General features: G+C 58.6%; 13 protein-coding genes. 5 read left to right on the top strand and 8 right to left on the bottom strand.

Annotated elements, in window-relative coordinates; genetic code table 11:
- Positions 1 to 14: 14 nt before the first annotated feature.
- The 3 genes from gntX (at position 15) to gntT (ending at position 2,976) form a co-directional block, all read left to right on the top strand.
- Complete coding sequence (gntX, locus tag QLG03_RS17600) at positions 15 to 689, top strand: DNA utilization protein GntX (RefSeq protein WP_023291207.1); 675 nt, start codon at positions 15 to 17, stop codon at positions 687 to 689.
- Positions 690 to 747: 58 nt separating this feature from the next.
- A complete protein-coding gene (nfuA, locus tag QLG03_RS17605) occupies positions 748 to 1,323 on the top strand; it encodes a Fe-S biogenesis protein NfuA (protein ID WP_004202143.1) in 576 nt (191 codons plus the stop codon).
- Positions 1,324 to 1,659: 336 nt separating this feature from the next.
- Positions 1,660 to 2,976, top strand: a complete 1,317-nt coding sequence (gntT, locus tag QLG03_RS17610) for a gluconate transporter (protein WP_008806999.1) — start codon at positions 1,660 to 1,662, stop codon at positions 2,974 to 2,976.
- Positions 2,977 to 3,078: 102 nt separating this feature from the next.
- On the opposite strand, the gene malQ is transcribed toward gntT, so the two are convergent.
- Together malQ and malP are read right to left on the bottom strand one after the other, a co-directional pair.
- Positions 3,079 to 5,172: a 4-alpha-glucanotransferase gene (gene malQ, locus QLG03_RS17615; protein ID WP_023291208.1), complete on the bottom strand. Its 2,094-nt coding sequence runs from the start codon at positions 5,170 to 5,172 to the stop codon at positions 3,079 to 3,081.
- Positions 5,173 to 5,182: 10 nt separating this feature from the next.
- Positions 5,183 to 7,573, bottom strand: a complete 2,391-nt coding sequence (malP, locus tag QLG03_RS17620; RefSeq protein WP_117129276.1) for a maltodextrin phosphorylase — start codon at positions 7,571 to 7,573, stop codon at positions 5,183 to 5,185.
- A 624-nt stretch (positions 7,574 to 8,197) separates the two neighbouring features.
- Here malP and malT point away from each other — a divergent pair.
- Complete coding sequence (gene malT / locus QLG03_RS17625; RefSeq protein WP_023291210.1) at positions 8,198 to 10,903, top strand: HTH-type transcriptional regulator MalT; 2,706 nt, start codon at positions 8,198 to 8,200, stop codon at positions 10,901 to 10,903.
- A 15-nt stretch (positions 10,904 to 10,918) separates the two neighbouring features.
- Here the strand turns inward: malT and QLG03_RS17630 are convergent, their stop codons facing one another.
- From QLG03_RS17630 to glpE, 3 genes are read right to left on the bottom strand one after another with little or no spacing between them, the layout of a single operon-like run.
- A complete protein-coding gene (locus tag QLG03_RS17630) occupies positions 10,919 to 11,677 on the bottom strand; it encodes a DeoR/GlpR family transcriptional regulator (protein ID WP_002920548.1) in 759 nt (252 codons plus the stop codon).
- A gap of 49 nt (positions 11,678 to 11,726) precedes the next feature.
- Positions 11,727 to 12,557 (bottom strand): rhomboid family intramembrane serine protease GlpG, encoded by an 831-nt coding sequence (gene glpG, locus QLG03_RS17635; protein ID WP_004151408.1) that lies wholly within the window; start codon positions 12,555 to 12,557, stop codon positions 11,727 to 11,729.
- Between the two features lie 50 nt (positions 12,558 to 12,607).
- Entirely contained in the window at positions 12,608 to 12,937 is a 330-nt protein-coding gene (gene glpE / locus QLG03_RS17640; protein ID WP_023291211.1) for a thiosulfate sulfurtransferase GlpE, read from the bottom strand.
- A 204-nt stretch (positions 12,938 to 13,141) separates the two neighbouring features.
- Between glpE and glpD the strand changes: the two genes are divergently transcribed.
- A complete protein-coding gene (glpD, locus tag QLG03_RS17645; protein WP_004202136.1) occupies positions 13,142 to 14,650 on the top strand; it encodes a glycerol-3-phosphate dehydrogenase in 1,509 nt (502 codons plus the stop codon).
- Positions 14,651 to 14,751: 101 nt separating this feature from the next.
- Here glpD and glgP read toward each other — a convergent pair whose 3' ends face one another.
- Genes glgP through glgC form a run of 3 tightly spaced genes read right to left on the bottom strand, consistent with a single transcriptional unit; the run spans position 14,752 to position 19,945 of the window.
- On the bottom strand, positions 14,752 to 17,199 hold the full coding sequence (glgP, locus tag QLG03_RS17650; RefSeq protein ID WP_023291212.1) for a glycogen phosphorylase: 2,448 nt from the start codon (positions 17,197 to 17,199) through the stop codon (positions 14,752 to 14,754).
- 17 nt (positions 17,200 to 17,216) lie between these two features.
- Entirely contained in the window at positions 17,217 to 18,650 is a 1,434-nt protein-coding gene (glgA, locus tag QLG03_RS17655; RefSeq protein WP_004202133.1) for a glycogen synthase GlgA, read from the bottom strand.
- Positions 18,650 to 19,945 (bottom strand): glucose-1-phosphate adenylyltransferase, encoded by a 1,296-nt coding sequence (gene glgC / locus QLG03_RS17660; protein WP_002920566.1) that lies wholly within the window; start codon positions 19,943 to 19,945, stop codon positions 18,650 to 18,652. Before glgC ends, glgA begins: the two co-directional genes overlap by 1 nt.
- Positions 19,946 to 20,005 lie beyond the last annotated feature (60 nt).

A 20,005-nucleotide genomic window follows, 5' to 3' on the forward strand; every position in this document is an offset into this window, starting at 1 on the left:
ACAGAAGGCCAAATATGCTAACAGCACACAGCTTATGCTGGCTATGCCAAATGCCGCTGGCGGTCGCCCGCTGGGGGATCTGCTCTCGCTGCAGCCGCGCCCTGCTCGCCTGCCCCCCGCTCTGCCCGCAATGCGGCCTGCCGTCGGCAATGTCCCGGCATCCCTGCGGCCGCTGCCTGCAAAAGCCGCCTCCCTGGCATCGGATGGTGGCGGTCAATGACTATCGTCCGCCGCTGAGCGATCTGGTGCGGCAGCTGAAGTTTCACCATCGTCCGGAACTGGGCCCCGCCCTGGCGCGCCTGCTGCTGCTGCGCCTTAAACAGCGTGACGATTTGCCGCCGGTAGACGCGCTGGTCGGCGTGCCGCTGGGGCATCGCCGCCGCTGGCGCCGGGGTTATAATCAGTGCGATGAGCTGTGCCGACCGTTAGCCCGCTGGCGTGGGTGCGTCTGGCGTCGCGACGGCCTGACGCGCCAGCGAGCGGGCGCCGTGCAGCATTCGCTTAATGCCCGCCTGCGCAGGCAGAACCTGAAAAATGCCTTTCAGCTTGAATTTGCCGTGCAGGGACTCCATATCGCTCTGGTGGATGATGTCGTCACGACCGGCAGCACCGTCGCCGAGATATCCCGCCTGCTTTTGCGAAACGGCGCCGCGACGGTTCAGGTATGGTGTGTATGCCGTACCTTGTAGACCCCCGCTGATGGGCGTATTATAACCCAGTAAAATAGTCAACTATTAGGCCAACGCTATGATCCGTATTTCCGATGCTGCACAAGCGCACTTTGCCAAACTGCTGGCAAATCAGGAAGAAGGGACGCAAATTCGCGTATTTGTGATTAATCCCGGCACCCCAAACGCTGAGTGCGGCGTATCCTACTGCCCACCGGATGCGGTGGAAGACACCGACACGGCGCTGAAATTTGAACAGCTGACCGCCTATGTCGATGAGCTCAGCGCGCCCTATCTGGAAGACGCTGAAATTGATTTCGTCACCGACCAGCTTGGCTCGCAGCTGACCCTGAAAGCGCCGAACGCCAAAATGCGCAAAGTCGCTGACGATGCCCCGCTGATGGAGCGCGTCGAGTACCTGCTGCAGTCGCAGATTAACCCGCAGCTGGCCGGGCACGGCGGCCGCGTGTCGCTGATGGAGATCACCGACGACGGTCTGGCTATCCTGCAGTTCGGCGGCGGATGCAACGGCTGCTCGATGGTCGATGTGACCCTGAAAGAAGGTATTGAAAAACAGCTGCTGAACGAGTTTCCGGAGCTGAAAGGGGTTCGCGATCTGACCGAGCACCAGCGCGGCGAGCACTCCTACTACTAAGCCTTCCCTCCGGCGGCAGCCTGTCGCCGGCTCTCCTTTCTCCTTTCTGTGTTACCGCGCAACATCTCCCGCTACACGACCGGCAAAAACCGGGGAAAGAGTATGACTTAAGTCTCATATTTAACATTTTCCCCCGCCAGGTGATTCTCAACCCTCACATGTTACCCGTATCATCCCCTTCAGGCGCCACCGGCAAAAAAATAGCCAGCTATCCTTTCTCTGGGTAAGGATAATGCAAGCGTTTACGGTGCCAGACTATTTTGCTCCCTGACGGAGCGAATGTTGTAAAGGTTGAAACTTTGACGTTACCCATAACAAATTAAGGCCAGGTAAATCATGCCATTAATCATCGTTGCTATCGGGGTTGCCCTGTTATTGCTGTTAATGATCCGTTTCAAAATGAACGGCTTCATTGCGCTGGTTCTGGTGGCGCTCGCCGTCGGATTAATGCAGGGTATGCCGCTGGATAAAGTGATCGTCTCCATCAAGAACGGCGTCGGCGGTACCCTTGGCAGCCTCGCGCTGATCATGGGCTTCGGCGCTATGCTCGGTAAGCTGCTGGCAGACTGCGGCGGCGCTCAGCGTATCGCCACCACGCTTATCAATAAATTCGGTAAGAAGCATATTCAATGGGCCGTGGTCCTGACCGGCTTCACCGTCGGTTTCGCCCTGTTCTATGAGGTGGGCTTCGTGCTGATGCTGCCGCTGGTGTTTACCATCGCCGCCTCGGCCCGTATTCCGCTGCTGTACGTCGGCGTACCGATGGCCGCCGCGCTCTCCGTCACCCATGGCTTCCTGCCGCCGCACCCGGGTCCGACCGCGATCGCCACCATCTTCCACGCCGATATGGGTAAAACGCTGCTCTACGGCACCATTCTGGCTATCCCGACGGTTATTCTCGCCGGCCCGGTTTTCGCCCGATTCCTGAAAGGCATTGATAAGCCGATCCCGGAAGGCCTGCATAACCCGAAAGTGTTCACTGAAGAAGAGATGCCTGGCTTTGGCGTCAGCGTCTGGACCTCGCTGGTTCCGGTGATCCTGATGGCGATGCGCGCCGTTGCCGAGATGATCCTGCCGAAGGGCCACGCCTTCCTGCCGATTGCCGAGTTCTTCGGCGACCCGGTCATGGCCACCCTGATTGCGGTACTGATCGCGCTGTTCACCTTCGGTTTGAACCGCGGCCGCTCCATGGAGCAGATCAACGATACCCTGACCTCTTCGATTAAAATCATCGCCATGATGCTGTTGATCATCGGCGGCGGCGGCGCCTTCAAACAGGTGCTAGTGGATAGCGGCATGGATAAATATATCGCTTCTATCATGCACGAATCGAATATGTCTCCGCTGTTTATGGCCTGGTCCATCGCCGCGGTGCTGCGTATCGCGCTGGGTTCGGCGACCGTTGCCGCCATCACCGCGGGCGGGATCGCCGCGCCGCTGATCGCCACCACCGGCGTCAGCCCGGAGCTGATGGTTATCGCGGTCGGCTCCGGCAGCGTTATCTTCTCCCACGTGAACGATCCGGGCTTCTGGCTGTTCAAAGAGTACTTTAACCTGACCATTGGCGAGACCATCAGGTCCTGGTCGGTGCTGGAAACCATTATCTCGGTCTGCGGCCTGGTAGGCTGTCTGCTGCTGGGGATGGTGGTGTAAGGTTACTCCCGCCATAGAAAAAGGCCGGTCCGCATCATGCGGACCGGCCTTTTTTATCGGACATACTCTTCGCCGCGCTGAGGTGCGCGCGGCGGGGAGTCATCAGGAGGCGGCTTTTTTGCTCGCCGCCTTGCGCCGTTTATCCAGATCCTTAATCAGCTTATTGACCTGTTCATCGGCAAACATCTGCTCAAGGGTGACGGACAGCTTCCGGCGCCAGTTTGGGTACTCAGTGCTGGTGCCCGGAATATTGACCGGCGACGCCATCTCCAGCCAGTCTTCCGGCTGCAGGCCCAGCAGGGCGCTGTTGCTGTCGGCAATATAACGTTGCATCCCCCGGTTGAGGATCCCCGTCATGCTCATCAGGGAGGCCTTATGGCCGGCACGCTTGGGCAGACAGCCGTACTTATGCAGCGCATCCAGCAGCCCTTGCTTCGCCAGCTCACGGTCCTGGTACAGCCCGCGCAGCACCACCTCATCAGGATAGAGACCCAGCGCTTTGCCTAACGTTAGATCGCCGCTTTCCCAGTAGCCGCGGAGGGTGGGCAGGTCGTGCGTCGTCGCCACAGCCATTGATTGCTCCGGGTACAGCGCCGGCGCGCGGAACGTTTTCTCTGCATCACTCTCAAAATAGAGCACCTTATACGAATAGACGCCGCTGTTGCGTAACTTGCTGACGATCTCCACCGGTACCGTGCCCAGATCTTCGCCGATCACCATGCAGCGATGACGCTGGCTTTCCAGCGCCAGAAGCGACAGCAGATCGTCGACGGGATACTGAACGTAAGCGCCATGGTCGGCGGTTTCACCATAGGGGATCCACCACAGACGCAGCACCGACATCACGTGATCGATACGCAGCGCGCCGCAGTTCTGCATATTGGCGCGCAGCAGGTCGATAAACGGCTCATAGGCGCGAGCGGCAATAATATGCGGATCCATCGGCGGCAGGCCCCAGTTCTGGCCCAGCGGGCCCAGAATATCCGGCGGCGCGCCCACGGACGCTTTCAGACAGTACAGCTCACGGTCGCACCAGGTCTCCGACCCGCCTTCGGCGACGCCCACCGCCAGATCGCGGTAGAGGCCGATCGGCATCCCGTCGCGCTGGCTGGTTTCCCAGCAGGCGGCAAACTGGCTCCAGGCCAGCCACTGTAGCCAGAGATAGAAACTGACGTCGTCCTCATGCTCGACGCAGAAGGCTTTCACCTCCGGGCTGTCGATATCCTGAAAGGCCTTCGGCCAGGCCGGCCAGCCCCAGCGCAGCGGGTCCTGTTGAACCTGCCAGGCGTGCAGCGCATCGAAAGCGGCCTGCCAGTAGAGGCTTTCCCCTTCGCGCAGAACAAACTCGCGGAACGCCGTCATCTGTTCATCTTCACGACGGGAGAATCGTTTCCACGCCATACGCAGCGCGGTCATTTTCAGCGTGGTGACGGCGGTGTAATCCACATCATCCGTTTGCCGCGCCGCCTGCAAGGCCTGCTGGGTCGCAGCGGACTGCCACCACGCCTGCGCCTCTTCGCTACGCTGGAAATCTTCAACCGCGTTGACGTCGATGTAGATGACGTTCAGCCAGCGCCGTGAAGACGGGCTATACGGACTGGCGCTCTCCGGGTTCGCCGGATAGAGGGCATGGATCGGGTTGAGGCCAATAAACGACCCGCCGCGGCGGGCGATTTCCGGGAGCATGGCGCGCAGATCGCCAAAATCGCCGATCCCCCAGTTTTTCTCCGAACGCAGGGTATACAGCTGCACGCAGGTGCCCCACAGCTTTTTCCCCTCTTTCAGCGGCTGCGGCTCATAGCAGCGGGCCGGGGCGACGATGGTCCGGCAGTGCCAGCGCTCCCCCTCCTGGGTGAGCGTCAGGGAGTGATACCCCTCCGGCAGTCTGGCCGGCAGCGGCAGCGTCTCGCCGCCGCGGGTTTTACCCTGATACTGCTTACCGTCCTCAGTGGTCAGGATCCACTGATACTCACCGCGTCCTGCCACCGGCAGCGACATTTTTTTGCCGTGGGTGAAGATCTTCACGTTCGGCAGCGGGTTAACCGCCACTTTCGTGGCGGCGGTTGAGCGATGCATCGCATCCAGCAGACGCTGTTTGGTGACAGCCGCGATAGACTGCGGCTTGCCGTGCGCGTTGATATAGCTGGGGCTGATGCCCGCCGCCAGCGCGGCATTATCGAGGCGTTTACTCTCCATAGGCCTTCCTTTAGCGTTTCGCCTGCCAGATACGTTGCTGATAATCGCGGATCGAGCGGTCGGAGCTGAACATGCCGCAGCGCGCGGTGTTGAGGATTGTCGCGCGGGTCCAGGCCTCCTGGTCGCGATACAGCTCATCTACCCGTTTTTGCGCCGCCACGTAGGCTTCGAAATCGGCCAGCACCAGATACGGGTCGCCGCCCTGCAGCAGACTATGCAGCATCTGGTCGAAGGCATGCTTATCGCCGTTGCTATAGGTGCCGTTCTCCAGCTCCTTAAGCACTGCATCGAGCAGTTTGTCTTTTTTACGCCATTTCAGCGGATCGTAGCCTTTCGCTTTCAGGGCTTTCACTTCTTCTACCGTGTGGCCGAAGATAAAGATGTTCTCTTCACCGACCTGCTCGGCGATTTCCACGTTGGCGCCATCCAGCGTCCCGACGGTCAGCGCGCCGTTCAGCGCCAGCTTCATGTTGCCGGTGCCAGAGGCTTCTTTGCCCGCGGTGGAGATCTGCTCGGAGATATCCGCCGCCGGGATCAGTTTTTCCGCAGCCGATACACAATAGTCTGGCAGGAAGACCACTTTCAGCTTATCGCCGACTTTCGGGTCGTTGTTGATCGCTTCCGCTACCTTGTTGATGGCAAAAATAATGTTTTTCGCCAGATAGTAGCCCGGCGCCGCTTTCGCGCCGAACAGGAAGACGCGCGGAACGCGGTCGGTCTGCGGGTTTTCGCGGATCTCTTTGTACAGCGCAAGGATATGCAGCAGGTTGAGGTGCTGACGCTTGTACTCGTGCAGACGTTTGATCTGAATGTCGAAAATCGCCTGCGGGTTGATCTCAATCCCGGTACGTTGCTTCACAAACTCAGCCAGATGAACTTTGTTGGCCTGCTTGATATCGCGATAAGTCTGACGGAATGCCGCATCGTCAGCGTATTTTTCCAGATTGATCAGCTGGTCGAGGTCATTGGCCCACTCTTTTTTCAGCGTCTCATCCAGCAGCGTGGCCAGCGCCGGGTTGCACTGCTTGATCCAGCGGCGCGGCGTGATGCCGTTGGTCACGTTATGGAATTTGTTCGGCCACAGCTGGTTATATTCCGGGAACAGATCTTTCACCACCAGGTCCGAGTGCAGCGCCGCCACGCCGTTGACGGCAAAACCGCCCACCACGCACATGTTGGCCATCCGCACCTGCTTGTCATGCACCACCGCCAGTTTCGCCCAGACCTGCTTATCGCCCGGCCAGGTTTTGTCCACCAGCAGTTTAAATTTGTCGTTAATCGCGTTGATGATCTGCATATGGCGCGGCAGCAGCGCTTTCACCAGCTTCTCATCCCAGCACTCCAGCGCTTCCGGCATCAGGGTATGGTTGGTGTAAGCAAAGGTTTTGCTGGTGATCGCCCAGGCGTCGTCCCAGCTCAGCTGGTGCTCGTCGATCAGCACGCGCAGCAGTTCCGGGATGGCGATGGTCGGGTGCGTATCGTTCAGCTGGATCACTTCGTAATCCGCCAGCTCGGCCAGCTTGCGGCCTGCCAGATGATGACGACGCAGGATATCGGCCACTGAGCAGGCGCACTGGAAGTACTGCTGCATCAGGCGCAGTTTTTTACCGGCCTGATGGTTGTCGTTCGGGTACAGCACCTTAGTCAGTTTTTCCGCGTCGATGCCCTGCTGCTCGGCGCGCAGGAAATCACCGTCGTTGAATTTGGTCAGGTTAAACGGATGGGCATGTTTGGCCTGCCACAGACGCAGCGGCTGGGCGACGTTGTTGCGATAGCCGAGCACCGGCAGATCCCAGGCTTCGCCGGTAATGACGAACGCCGGCTGCCATTCGCCGTTTTTGCTGACTTTGCCGCCGATGCCGACCTGGACATCCAGCGCCTCGTTATGGCGGAACCACGGGTAGCTGCTGCGACCCCAGTCGTCCGGGGCTTCCTTCTGCTGGCCATCGTCAAAGGATTGGCGGAACAGACCATACTGGTAATTGAGGCCGTAGCCGGTCGCCGACTGCCCCACGGTCGCCATGGAGTCGAGGAAGCAGGCTGCCAGACGGCCCAGGCCGCCGTTACCCAGCGCCGGGTCGGTCTCTTCTTCCAGCAGATCGGTGAGGTTGACGTCATAGCCTTTCAGCGCGTCGCTTACGCCCTCGTACCAGCCCAGGTTGAGCAGGTTGTTGCCGGTCAGGCGACCAATCAGAAACTCCATCGAGATGTAGTTAACGTGACGTTGTCCTTGCGCTGGTTTTGCCACCGGCTGCGCCGACAGAAGTTCCGCCAGCGCTCCGCTGACGGCGCGCCACCATTGACGCTGCGTCATCTCGGAAGCGGACTGTAAACCAAAACGCTGCCACTGACGCGTCAGTGCAGCCTGAAACTGAGCTTTGTTAAATGAAGTCTGTGACATAATGAGATCCGGGTCCTTTACTAAAACGATGGCGCTAGTGTGCCGACCTCCCGATTCATCGTCCTCATCCCGACGGGGATTAGACAGGGAGGAGTACCGGGGATGAGCGAAAAGTGTGATCCTGGCCACTATAGTGTGGGTGAGAAGGCCAAAATATGCTGTAAAAATCACCGCTGTATGACAGTCGAGATGTCACCTGTGCAGGGTAAAAATTTGTTACAGGCCACTACGCGGCAAAACGCTTCCCGCCTTTCGCCTGGTTATTAAAAAAATGAATTGCGACCTCCGGGAAAATAAGCACATTTCATCACATTAATCCGCAAAAAAGATTACTTCTAAGAAATCACTGACAATAATTTAATAAAAACAAACAACTACTCCCGATATAAAATAAATCTCTCCCCGCTCCGCCAGCTGCCGGCTAAAAACCGCTGAGGACGAGTCCTGCCTGCGATTTTTACCCATTCGCAACCAATGTCGAAATTTGTGACATAGAGCAAATTCAAGAGCATAAACTTCGGACATAACTTGCAATAAATTTCATAATCACCGACCTTATTAGATATTAATTACGAAGCGCAAAAAAAATCGCAACCTCTCTCTTGCACAGCGAAATGTAGAACTATGTTGATTCCGTCCAAATTAAGTCGTCCGGTTCGCCTTGAACACACCGTGGTTCGTGAGCGTTTACTGGCGAAACTTTCCGGCGCGAACAATTATCGTCTCGTGCTGATCACCAGTCCTGCCGGGTACGGTAAAACAACGCTCATTTCTCAGTGGGCCGCAGGTAAAAACGATCTTGGGTGGTTTTCGCTGGACGAAGGCGACAACCAGCAGGAGCGTTTTGCCAGCTATCTGATCGCGGCGATCCAGCAGGCCACCGGCAACCACTGCGCGGCCAGTGAAGCGATGGTGCAAAAGCGCCAGTACGCCAGCCTCTCCTCTCTTTTTGCGCAGCTGTTTATTGAACTCGCCGACTGGCAGCGCCCGCTGTACCTCGTCATTGATGATTATCACCTGATCAATAATCCGGTGATCCATGACGCGATGCGCTTTTTCCTGCGCCATCAGCCGGAGAATATGACCCTCGTGGTCCTGTCGCGGAACCTGCCGCAGCTGGGTATTGCCAACCTGCGCGTCCGCGATCAGCTGCTGGAGATTGGCAGCCAGCAGCTGGCCTTTACCCACCAGGAAGCGAAACAATTTTTCGACTGTCGTCTGACGTCGCCTATCGAAGCCGACGACAGCAGTCGGCTGTGCGACGACGTCGCCGGGTGGGCCACCGCGCTGCAGCTCATCGCCCTCTCCGCCCGCCAGAATAACTCCTCCGCCCAACACTCCGCCCGTCGCCTCGCCGGGATTAACGCCAGCCATCTGTCGGATTATCTGGTGGATGAAGTGCTGGATAACGTCGACGCCCGCACGCGCAACTTTTTGCTGAAGAGCTCTCTGCTGCGCTCAATGAACGACGCGTTAATCGTGCGCGTCACCGGCGAAGAGAATGGCCAGATGCAGCTGGAGGAGATCGAACGTCAAGGGCTGTTCCTGCAGCGGATGGATGATTCCGGCGAATGGTTCCGCTATCACCCGCTGTTTGGCAGTTTCCTGCGCCAGCGCTGTCAGTGGGAGCTGGCGGTTGAACTGCCGGAGATCCACCGCGCCGCGGCGGAGAGCTGGATGGCGCAAGGCTTCCCCAGCGAGGCCATCCACCATGCGCTGGCGGCCGGCGATGCCAAAATGCTGCGCGATATCTTGCTCAATCACGCCTGGGGCATGTTCAACCATAGCGAACTGGGTCTGCTGGAGCAGTCGCTGTCGGCGCTGCCCTGGTCAAATCTGCTGGAAAATCCGCGCCTGATCCTGCTGCAGGCCTGGCTGATGCAGAGCCAGCATCGCTACAGCGAAGTCAACACCCTGCTGGCGCGCGCCGAGCAGGAGATGAGCGTCGAAATGGATACCGCGATGCATGGCGACTTCAACGCCCTGCGCGCGCAGGTGGCGATTAACGACGGCGACCAGGACGAAGCGGAACGTCTGTCGATGGTGGCGCTGGAAGAGCTGCCGCTGGCCAACTATTACAGCCGCATCGTCGCCACCTCAGTACATGGCGAAGTCCTCCACTGTAAGGGGAAACTGACCAAATCTCTCGCCGTGATGCAGCAGACCGAACAGATGGCCCGCCGTCACGACGTCTGGCATTACGCCCTGTGGAGCATCATTCAGCAAAGCGAAATTCTGTTCGCCCAGGGCTTCCTGCAGGCCGCCTGGGAGAGCCAGGAGAAAGCCTTCCATCTGGTACGCGAACAGCATCTTGAGCAGCTGCCGATGCATGAGTTCCTGCTGCGCATCCGCTCTCAGCTGCTGTGGGCATGGGCGCGCCTCGACGAGGCTGAAGCCTGCGCCCGCCAGGGGATGGCGGTTCTCTCAACTTATCAACCGCAGCAGCAGCTGCAGTGTCTGGCGCTGATGGTGCAATGCTCGCTGGCGCGCGGCGATCTGGATAATGCCCGTAGCCACCTGAACCGGCTGGAAAACCTGCTCGGTAACGGTCACTACCACAGCGACTGGGTCTCCAACGCCGACAAGGTGCGGGTGATCTACTGGCAGATGACCGGCGATAAAACCGCGGCGGCCAACTGGCTGCGCCAGACGCCGAAGCCGGAATTCGCCAATAACCACTTCCTGCAGAGCCAGTGGCGCAATATTGCCCGCGCGCAGATCCTGCTGGGCGATTTCGAACCGGCGGAAATGGTGCTGGAAGAGCTGAACGAAAATGCGCGCTCACTGCGTTTGATGAGCGATCTCAACCGCAACCTGCTGCTGCTCAACCAGCTGTACTGGCAGGCAGGACGCAAGAGCGAAGCGCAGAAAGCCCTGCTGGAAGCCCTGACGCTCGCCAACCGCACCGGCTTTATCAACCACTTTGTGATTGAAGGCGAGGCGATGGCCCAGCAGCTGCGCCAGCTGATCCAGCTGAACACCCTGCCGGAGCTGGAGCAGCATCGCGCCCAGCGCATTCTGCGCGACATCAACCAGCATCATCGCCACAAATTCGCCCACTTTGACGAAGGGTTCGTCGAGCGGCTGCTGAATCACCCCGAGGTGCCGGAGCTTATCCGCACCAGCCCGCTGACCCAGCGCGAATGGCAGGTGCTTGGCTTAATCTATTCCGGCTACAGCAACGAGCAGATTGCCGGCGAGCTTGACGTGGCGGCCACCACCATCAAGACCCATATTCGCAACCTGTATCAGAAACTGGGCGTCGCCCACCGTCAGGACGCGGTGCAGCATGCCCAGCAGTTGCTTAAGATGATGGGATACGGCGTCTGACGACGCCGTTGTCGCTTAGCACAGCTCGAGCTGGAGGTTGTTATCGGTGATGACTTTGAGCACGCCCGCCGGGGGCAGCACATCGGTATAGACCGCATCGACCATGCTGATGCTGCCCATGTTGACCATCGCGTTACGGCCAAACTTGGTATGATCCACCACCAGCATCACGTGGCGTGAATTCTCAATAATCGCGCGCTTGGTGCGCACTTCATGATAATCAAACTCCAGCAGCGAGCCATCGCTGTCGACGCCGCTGATGCCGAGAATGCCGAAGTCGAGACGGAACTGCGAGATAAAGTCGAGGGTGGCTTCCCCGATGATCCCGCCGTCGCGGCTGCGCAGTTCGCCGCCGGCGAGAATAATGCGGAAGTCCTCTTTCACCATCAGCGTGTTGGCGACGTTCAGGTTATTGGTCACAATCCGCAAATCGTTGTGATCGAGCAGGGCGTGCGCCACCGCTTCCGGCGTGGTGCCGATATCGATAAACAGCGTCGCCCCGTCCGGGATCTCGCTGGCCACCCGCCGGGCGATACGCTCTTTCTCCGCCGTCTGGGTCGCTTTGCGATCGTGCCAGGAGGTGTTCACCGAGCTGGAGGGCAGCGCCGCGCCGCCGTGATGACGGAGGATCATTTTCTGTTCGGCTAAATCGTTCAGGTCGCGGCGGATGGTCTGCGGGCTGACCGCGAACTGCTCAACCAGCTCTTCCGTGCTGACGTAACCCTGTTTTTTTACCAGCTCGATAATGGCGTCATGACGTTGTGTTTGTTTCATGAAATATCCCTGGAAAAATGTCGCCTACCCGACCCCTGTCGGTAAGTCTTTATGCGCGTTTTCGCCCATGCAAGGTATCGACAAACGCCATCGCCAGGCCGGTCGCCAGACCAGCCACGTGCGCGCCGTTAGCGATCGCCATGCCGAAAACGTCAAACCAGCCAGCAATTAACCATACTAAAGAGAAGAGTATCAACCCGCGCTGCAGATAAATACCGCTCTGCGGATCGCGCTCGCCCCGCAGCCAGACATAGCCCATCAGCGCGTAAACCACGCCCGACAGCCCGCCAAACCACGGGCCGCTAAACTGGTGCTGCACAAAGCCGCTCAGCAGGGCGCTGATGACGGTGATCACCACCAGCTTGCCGCTGCCGATGCGCTTTTCCACCGCGCCGCCGAGATACCACCACCATAGCAGGTTGAAGAGAATATGCATCAGCGAGAAATGCATGAAAGCATGGCTGAAATAGCGCCAGGCTTCGAACTGCAGCGAAGGATCGTAGGGCCAGGCCAGCCAAATCATCACCGGCTGATCGCCCAGCAGATTTTGCAGGATGAACACCGCGATGCAGATCAGCAGAATCGCCCAGGTGAACGGGCCGGCGTTATGTCGCAGCGTGGCAAAGAAAGGAAAGCGCTGATAGCGCAACCCGCTGTTGGTCTGACCGGACTGCCAGCTCGCCGCCAGATAGCGCGGGTCCGCCGGGTTTTCGAGAAAACGCGCCAGCTCAGCCCTGACGCGCCCGGCCTGACTCTCATCAGCCAGCCAGACGTCGCTCTGGGTGTGCTGCTGGATAGTCAGGATAATCCCCTGCGTCGCCATATAATCGACAAACGCCTGGGCCACACGCGGGTTGGCAAAAGAGGTAATCATTAACATGCAGCGAATCGCTTATTCCACACAAAGGGAGATAGTATACCTGCCAGTCGTTAAAACGTCCCGTGCGCCACTTCCGCCGGGAAATGGCGATGCCAGGCGTCGAACCCGCCGTCAACGCTGTAGACCTTATCAAACCCCTGCTGCAGCAGATACTGCGCGGCGCCCTTGCTGCTGTTGCCGTGATAGCACATCACCATCACCGCCGTGTCAAAGTCGTTGTCACGCATAAACGCGCCCAGGGTATCGTTGGTCAGATGAAACGCGCCCGGCGTATGGCCCATCGCATAGCTTTGCGGATCGCGGATATCGACCAAAACCGCCGTCTGCTGATGCAGTTTCTGGTGCGCTTCTTCAACGTTGATACATTCAAACTGTTCCATGGTTCTCTTCTCTTTCTCGTCATGACGGGCAGTGGCCGGCCCAATTTTACCCTGTAGTGTACCGTCAGGCGGTAAAGAAACGCCAATATGTTACACCCATCACTCCAAAATGTTTTTTTGATGTTACCAAAAGCGCGTTTGTTTGCTATAGTGAGCGATATCGAGCATTTGTGAGCTTAAACGAAAGTGTGAGAGGGTAAGAACGTGGAAACCAAAGATCTGATTGTGATAGGCGGAGGCATCAACGGTGCCGGTATCGCGGCAGATGCCGCCGGGCGTGGTTTATCCGTACTGATGCTGGAAGCGCGCGATCTCGCCTGCGCCACCTCCAGCGCCAGTTCCAAACTGATCCACGGCGGGCTACGCTACCTCGAACACTATGAGTTCCGCCTGGTCAGCGAAGCGCTGGCCGAACGCGAAGTGCTGTTAAAAATGGCCCCGCATATCGCCTTCCCGATGCGCTTTCGTCTCCCGCATCGCCCGCATCTGCGTCCGGCATGGATGATCCGCATCGGCTTGTTTATGTACGATCATCTGGGCAAACGCACCAGTCTGCCGGGATCCACCGGCTTGCGTTTTGGCGCAGAATCGGTACTTAAGCCGGAAATTGTGCGCGGTTTCGAATATTCCGACTGCTGGGTCGACGATGCCCGCCTGGTGCTGGCCAACGCGCAGATGGTCGTCCGCAAAGGCGGCGAGGTGCGGACCCGCACTCGCGCCATCTCGGCAAAACGGGAGAACGGCCTGTGGGTGGTGGAAGCGGAAGATATCGATAGCGGCGAGAAGTTTACCTGGAAGGCGCGCGGTCTGGTCAATGCCACCGGTCCATGGGTCAAACAGTTCTTCGACGAAGGGATGCATCTCCGCTCGCCTTACGGTATCCGCCTGATCAAGGGCAGCCACATCGTGGTGCCGCGGGTGCATACCCAGAAGCAGGCCTACATTCTGCAAAACGAAGATAAACGTATTGTGTTTGTTATCCCGTGGATGGATGAGTTCTCCATCATCGGCACGACGGACGTCGAGTATAAGGGCGATCCGAAAGCGGTGGCCATTGATGATAAAGAGATTAATTACCTGCTGAACGTCTATAACGCGCACTTTAAAAAGACCCTCAGCCGGGATGATATCGTCTGGACCTACTCCGGCGTCCGTCCGCTGTGCGACGACGAGTCGGATTCACCGCAGGCGATCACCCGCGACTACACGCTGGATATTCACGATGAGAACGGCCAGGCGCCGCTGCTCTCCGTCTTCGGCGGGAAGCTGACCACCTATCGCAAACTGGCCGAGCATGCGCTGGAAAAACTGACCCCCTATTACAAAGGGATCGGCCCGGCATGGACCAAAACCGCGGTGCTCCCAGGCGGCGATATCGGCGGCGACCGCGACGACTACGCGGCAAAACTGCGCCGTCGCTTCCCGTTCATCAGTGAATCACTGGCCCGCCATTATGCCCGCACCTACGGGAGCAACAGCGAGTGGATCCTCAAGGAAGCCAGCGCCCTGAGCGATCTGGGGGAAGATTTCGGCCATGAGTTTTATGAAGCCGAGCTGAAGTATCTGGTTGAGCATGAATGGGTGCGCAGCCTGGATGACGCCATCTGGCGTCGAACCAAACAGGGCATGTGGCTGAATGGCGAGCAGCAGGCGCGCATCAGCGAATGGCTGGCGCAGCATGCGGGAAAGTCTGAGCTGTCGTTAGCGTCTTAACGCGCCCGGCTGCGCGGGCCTGGGGAAACGCCTGAGGCCGGATCCAACCGCAATAATGAAACAACGGGGCCAAATGGCCCCGTTGTGTTGCGTTGACTGGCTTACAGCCTTACCGGGTCGATATGCCAGATATATTTCGCGTACTCCTGGATCGTCCGGTCGGAAGAGAAGTAGCCCATATTGGCAATATTCAGCATCGCCTTGTAGGCCCACTCTTCCGGATGTTGATACAGCTCGTCGACGCGATCCTGGCAGTCCACATAGCTACGATAGTCCGCCAGCACCTGGTAGTGGTCGCCAAAGTTAATCAGCGAATCCAGCAGGTCGCGGTAGCGCCCCGGTTCCGCCGGACTGAAAACGCCGGTACCGATCTGCGTCAGCGCCTGGTGAAGCTCTTCATCCTGCTCGTAATATTCGCGAGGTTTATAGCCGCTGCGACGCAGCTCCTCCACCTCTTCCGCGGTGTTGCCGAAGATAAAGATATTCTCTTCGCCCACGTGCTCCTGCATCTCCACGTTCGCCCCGTCGAGGGTGCCGATCGTCAGCGCGCCGTTAAGGGCAAACTTCATATTACTGGTGCCGGAGGCTTCCGTGCCTGCGAGCGAGATCTGTTCCGACAGGTCTGCCGCCGGAATGATCAGCTGCGCCAGGCTGACGCTGTAGTTGGGGATAAAAACGACCTTCAGCTTGTCGCCAATCTGCGGATCGTTATTGATCACCGCCGCCACATCGTTGATCAGGTGAATAATATGCTTGGCCATGTAGTAGGCTGAAGCCGCCTTACCGGCGAAAATGTTCACCCGCGGCACCCACTCCGCCTGCGGATCGGCTTTGATCCGGTTATAGCGGGTAATGACGTGCAGCACATTCATCAGCTGGCGTTTGTACTCGTGAATGCGTTTGATCTGCACATCAAACAGCGCCTTCGGATTCACCACCACATTAAGCTGCTGCGCAATATAGCTGGCCAGCCGCTGTTTGTTTTCCAGTTTAGCCTGACGCACTGCCTGATTGACCGTCGGATAGTCGATATGCTGCTTCAGCTCGTCAAGCTGGCTCAGATCGGTCCGCCAGGTGCGGCCGATATGCTCATCCAGCACTTTGGAGAGCGGCGGGTTGGCCAGCGCCAGCCAGCGGCGCGGCGTGACGCCGTTGGTCACGTTGATAAAGCGCATCGGGAAAATTTTGGCGAATTCGGCAAACAGCGACTCCACCATCAATCGGGAATGTAGCTCCGACACCCCATTGACCTTGTGGCTGACCACCACCGCCAGCCAGGCCATCCGCACGCGACGGCCGTTTGACTCGTCGATAATCGAGGTCCGGCTGAGCAGCGCGGTATCGTTGGGATACTGCTCCTGCAGGGTCTTGAGGAAGTAGTCGTTAATCTCAAAGATAATCTGCAGATGGCGCGGGAGAATTTTGCCCAGCATATCCACCGGCCAGGTCTCGAGCGCTTCGCTCATCAGGGTATGGTTGGTATAGGAGAAGACCTGACAGGTCACCTCGAACGCCTCGTCCCAGCTGAATTTATGCTCGTCGATAAGCAGGCGCATCAGCTCCGGTATCGACAGCACCGGGTGGGTGTCATTCAGGTGGATGGCTATCTTGTCCGCCAGGTTGTCATAGGTCTTATGCAACAGATAGTGGCGGTTCAGAATATCCTGCACCGTGGCCGAGACGAGGAAATACTCCTGGCGCAGGCGCAGCTCGCGGCCGGAGTAGGTCGAGTCGTCCGGATAGAGGACGCGGGAGACGTTTTCGGAGTGGTTCTTATCCTCTACCGCGGCGAAGTAGTCGCCCTGGTTGAACTTACCGAGGTTAATTTCGCTACTGGCCTGCGCGCTCCACAGACGCAGCGTGTTGGTGGCGTCGGTGTCAAAGCCGGGGATAATCTGATCGTAGGCTTCGGCAATGATCTCTTCCGTCTCTATCCAGCGGGTTTTCTTCCCCTCCTGCTGAATGCGGCCGCCGAAGCGCACTTTATAGCGGGTGTTGTGGCGCTCAAACTCCCACGGGTTACCGTACTCCAGCCAGTAGTCAGGGGACTCTTTTTGTCGGCCATCGACGATATTCTGTTTAAACATCCCGTAGTCGTAGCGGATCCCGTAGCCACGTCCCGGCAGCCCCAGCGCCGCCAGGGAGTCAAGGAAGCAGGCCGCCAGGCGGCCCAGACCGCCGTTGCCAAGCCCCGGGTCGTTCTCTTCATCGATCAGCTCTTCAAGATCGAGCCCCATCTCCGCCAGCGCGCTGCTCACATCGTCATAGATGCCGAGCGACAACAGGGCATTCGAGAGGGTACGGCCGATCAGGAACTCCATCGACAGATAGTATACCTGGCGCACTTCCTGCGAGAGCTGCGCGCGGTTGGAGCGCAGCCAGCGCTCCACCATGCGATCGCGAACGGCAAACAGCGTGGCGTTAAGCCATTCATGCTTGTTGGCGATGGCCGGATCTTTACCGATGATAAACATCAGCTTATAGGCAATAGAATGTTTTAACGCCTCAACGCTCAGCGTCGGTGATGCATAGCTAAAGGGTACATTCATAACAATGACTCCAGTGATTACATCAAGCGTTGATAAAGTTCGCGATAGGAGTTCGCGGCAACCTGCCAGCTAAAATCCATATTCATCGCCTGACGCTGCACATAGCGCCAGAGCGATGGGCGCGACCAGAGGACAAAGGCGCGACGTATAGCGCGCAGCAATGACAGCGCATTGCTGTCCTCAAAGACAAAACCTGTCGCCAGACCATCGGCAAGGTTCTCCAGCGAACTGTCAGAGACCGTGTCCGCCAGCCCGCCGGTGCGGCGCACCAGCGGCAGCGTACCGTACTTCAGACCGTACAGCTGGGTCAGGCCGCAGGGTTCAAAGCGGCTCGGGACCAGAATGACGTCGGCGCCCCCCATAATGCGGTGGGAGAAGGCCTCATGATAGCCAATCTGCACCCCCACCTTGCCCGGGTGTTCGGCAGCGGCGGCGAGGAACCCTTCCTGCAGCACCGGGTCGCCGGCGCCCAGCAGCGCCAGCTGGCCGCCCTGCTCAAGCAGGCCCGGCAGCGCTTCAAGCACCAGATCGAGCCCTTTCTGGCTGGTGAGACGGCTGACGACGGCAAACAGCGGCGCTTTATCATCGACCTTCAGGCCCATGGCGATCTGCAGCTGACGCTTGTTCTCCGCCTTCTCCTCCAGCGTGTCGCGATCGTAGCGCATCGGCAGCAGGAGGTCGTTTTGCGGGCTCCAGATACCGTCGTCAACGCCGTTGAGAATTCCCGACAGCCGCCCTTCATGATGGCGCTGACGCAGCAGCCCCTCCATGCCGTAGGCGTACTGCGGCTCGGTGATCTCGCGCGCGTAGGTCGGGCTCACCGCCGTAATATGGTCGGCGTAGTAAAGGCCGGCCTTCAGAAACGAGATCTGGCCATTAAACTCGAGGCCATGCATGTTGTAAAACGACCACGGCAGCTCGATATCATTCATATGCCAGGAGTAAAACATCCCCTGGTACGCCAGGTTGTGCACGGTAAAGACCGATTTAGCCGGACGCCCGCGCGCCGCCAGGTAGGCCGGCGTCAGGCCGGCGTGCCAGTCGTGGGCATGGACCACATCCGGGCGCCAGAACGGATCCAGTCCGCTGGCCATTTCGCTTCCCACCCAGCCCAGCAGCGCAAAGCGCAGAACGTTGTCGGTATAAGCGTGCTGGTTGGTATCGTGGTAAGGGCTCCCCGGCCGGTCATAGAGATGCGGGGCGTCTATCAGATAGATCCCCACGCCGTTAAAGTGGCCGTACAGCAGCGTGATCCGCCCGGCGAACGTATCCCGGCGGGTCACCACCTGGGCATCCACCACGCCGCGGCGGATATCGGGAAACGCCGGCAACAGCACGCGCGTATCGATACCCTCCGCGATTTGCGCCGCCGGCAGCGCGCCGATGACGTCCGCCAGACCGCCCGTCTTTAACAGCGGGAACATCTCAGAACATACATGTAAGACCTGCATTAGCGCTCCTGTTTGTGCCCCAATTTCCGCAGCATGTCGCGGGTCACCAGCACGATACCTTCCTCTGAGCGATAGAAGCGGCGTGCATCCTCTTCCGCGTTCTCACCAATCACCATACCTTCCGGGATGACGCAGGCGCGGTCAATCACGCAGCGACGCAGGCGGCATGAGCGCCCCACCCAGACATCTGGCAACAAGACTGCCGAATCAATGTTACAGAATGAGTTCACCCGCACGCGCGGGAACAGCACCGACTGCACCACCACCGACCCGGAGATAATGCAGCCCCCGGAGACCAGCGAGTTCAGGGTCATGCCGTGGCTTCCGGAACGGTCCTGCACGAACTTCGCCGGCGGCAGCGATTCCATATGGGTACGGATCGGCCAGTTCTGGTCGTACATATCCAGCTCCGGCGTGACTGACGCCAGATCGAGGTTGGCCTTCCAGTAGGCCTCAAGCGTCCCCACGTCGCGCCAGTACGGCTCGGCGTTCGGGTCGGACTGCACGCAGGAGAGCGGGAAAGGATGTGCATAAGCCATGCCAGCTTCGGTGATCTTCGGAATGATGTCTTTGCCGAAATCATGGCTGGAGTTCTCGTTGCGATCGTCTTCCTCCAGCAGCTCATAAAGATAGGCGGCGTCGAAGACATAAATGCCCATGCTGGCCAGCGATTTGGTCGGGTCGGTCGGCATCGCCGGCGGGTTGGCGGGTTTCTCGACAAACTCAATGATTTTTTCGTTTTCGTCGACCGCCATGACGCCGAAGGCGGATGCCTCTTCAATGGGCACCGGCATGCAGGCCACGGTGCAACGCGCCCCTTTTTCGACATGGTCGATCAGCATGCGCGAGTAGTCCTGCTTATAAATATGGTCGCCCGCGAGGATCACCACGTACTCGGCCTTGTAGCGGCTGATGATGTCCAGGTTCTGCGTCACCGCGTCCGCCGTGCCGCGATACCAGTTTTCGCCGTGTACGCGCTGTTGGGCCGGCAGCAGATCGACAAACTCGTTCATCTCTTCGCTGAAGAACGACCAGCCGCGCTGGATGTGCTGCACCAGCGTATGCGACTGATACTGGGTAATAACGCCGATGCGGCGGATCCCTGAGTTAATGCAGTTAGATAATGCGAAATCGATAATACGGAACTTGCCGCCGAAGTGAACGGCAGGTTTCGCACGCTTAATGGTGAGATCCTTAAGCCGGGTGCCACGGCCGCCCGCAAGGATCAACGCCACGGATTTGATAGGTAATTGACGCGCCAGCATCAGCGGATCGTTTTTTTCAAGCCTAACCATGATTAACTCCTTTTTACACCCCCGCTTTCCTGCTCATCCCGCCGCGCCGCCGCCACGGGT

Source organism: Klebsiella sp. V115_8, assembly GCF_029967715.1.
In the GTDB taxonomy this organism is placed as follows: Bacteria; Pseudomonadota; Gammaproteobacteria; order Enterobacterales; family Enterobacteriaceae; genus Klebsiella; species Klebsiella quasipneumoniae.

What these genes read in the sequence shown, in the direction of transcription:
- glgP (WP_023291212.1), bottom strand. Translation starts at nt 17,199, where the DNA reads ATGAATGTACCCTTTAGCTATGCATCACCGACGCTGAGCGTTGAGGCG.
- gntT (WP_008806999.1), top strand. Translation starts at nt 1,660, where the DNA reads ATGCCATTAATCATCGTTGCTATCGGGGTTGCCCTGTTATTGCTGTTA.
- nfuA (WP_004202143.1), top strand. Translation starts at nt 748, where the DNA reads ATGATCCGTATTTCCGATGCTGCACAAGCGCACTTTGCCAAACTGCTG.
- glpG (WP_004151408.1), bottom strand. Translation starts at nt 12,557, where the DNA reads ATGTTAATGATTACCTCTTTTGCCAACCCGCGTGTGGCCCAGGCGTTT.
- malQ (WP_023291208.1), bottom strand. Translation starts at nt 5,172, where the DNA reads ATGGAGAGTAAACGCCTCGATAATGCCGCGCTGGCGGCGGGCATCAGC.
- malP (WP_117129276.1), bottom strand. Translation starts at nt 7,573, where the DNA reads ATGTCACAGACTTCATTTAACAAAGCTCAGTTTCAGGCTGCACTGACG.
- glpE (WP_023291211.1), bottom strand. Translation starts at nt 12,937, where the DNA reads ATGGAACAGTTTGAATGTATCAACGTTGAAGAAGCGCACCAGAAACTG.
- QLG03_RS17630 (WP_002920548.1), bottom strand. Translation starts at nt 11,677, where the DNA reads ATGAAACAAACACAACGTCATGACGCCATTATCGAGCTGGTAAAAAAA.
- glgC (WP_002920566.1), bottom strand. Translation starts at nt 19,945, where the DNA reads ATGGTTAGGCTTGAAAAAAACGATCCGCTGATGCTGGCGCGTCAATTA.
- malT (WP_023291210.1), top strand. Translation starts at nt 8,198, where the DNA reads ATGTTGATTCCGTCCAAATTAAGTCGTCCGGTTCGCCTTGAACACACC.
- glgA (WP_004202133.1), bottom strand. Translation starts at nt 18,650, where the DNA reads ATGCAGGTCTTACATGTATGTTCTGAGATGTTCCCGCTGTTAAAGACG.
- gntX (WP_023291207.1), top strand. Translation starts at nt 15, where the DNA reads ATGCTAACAGCACACAGCTTATGCTGGCTATGCCAAATGCCGCTGGCG.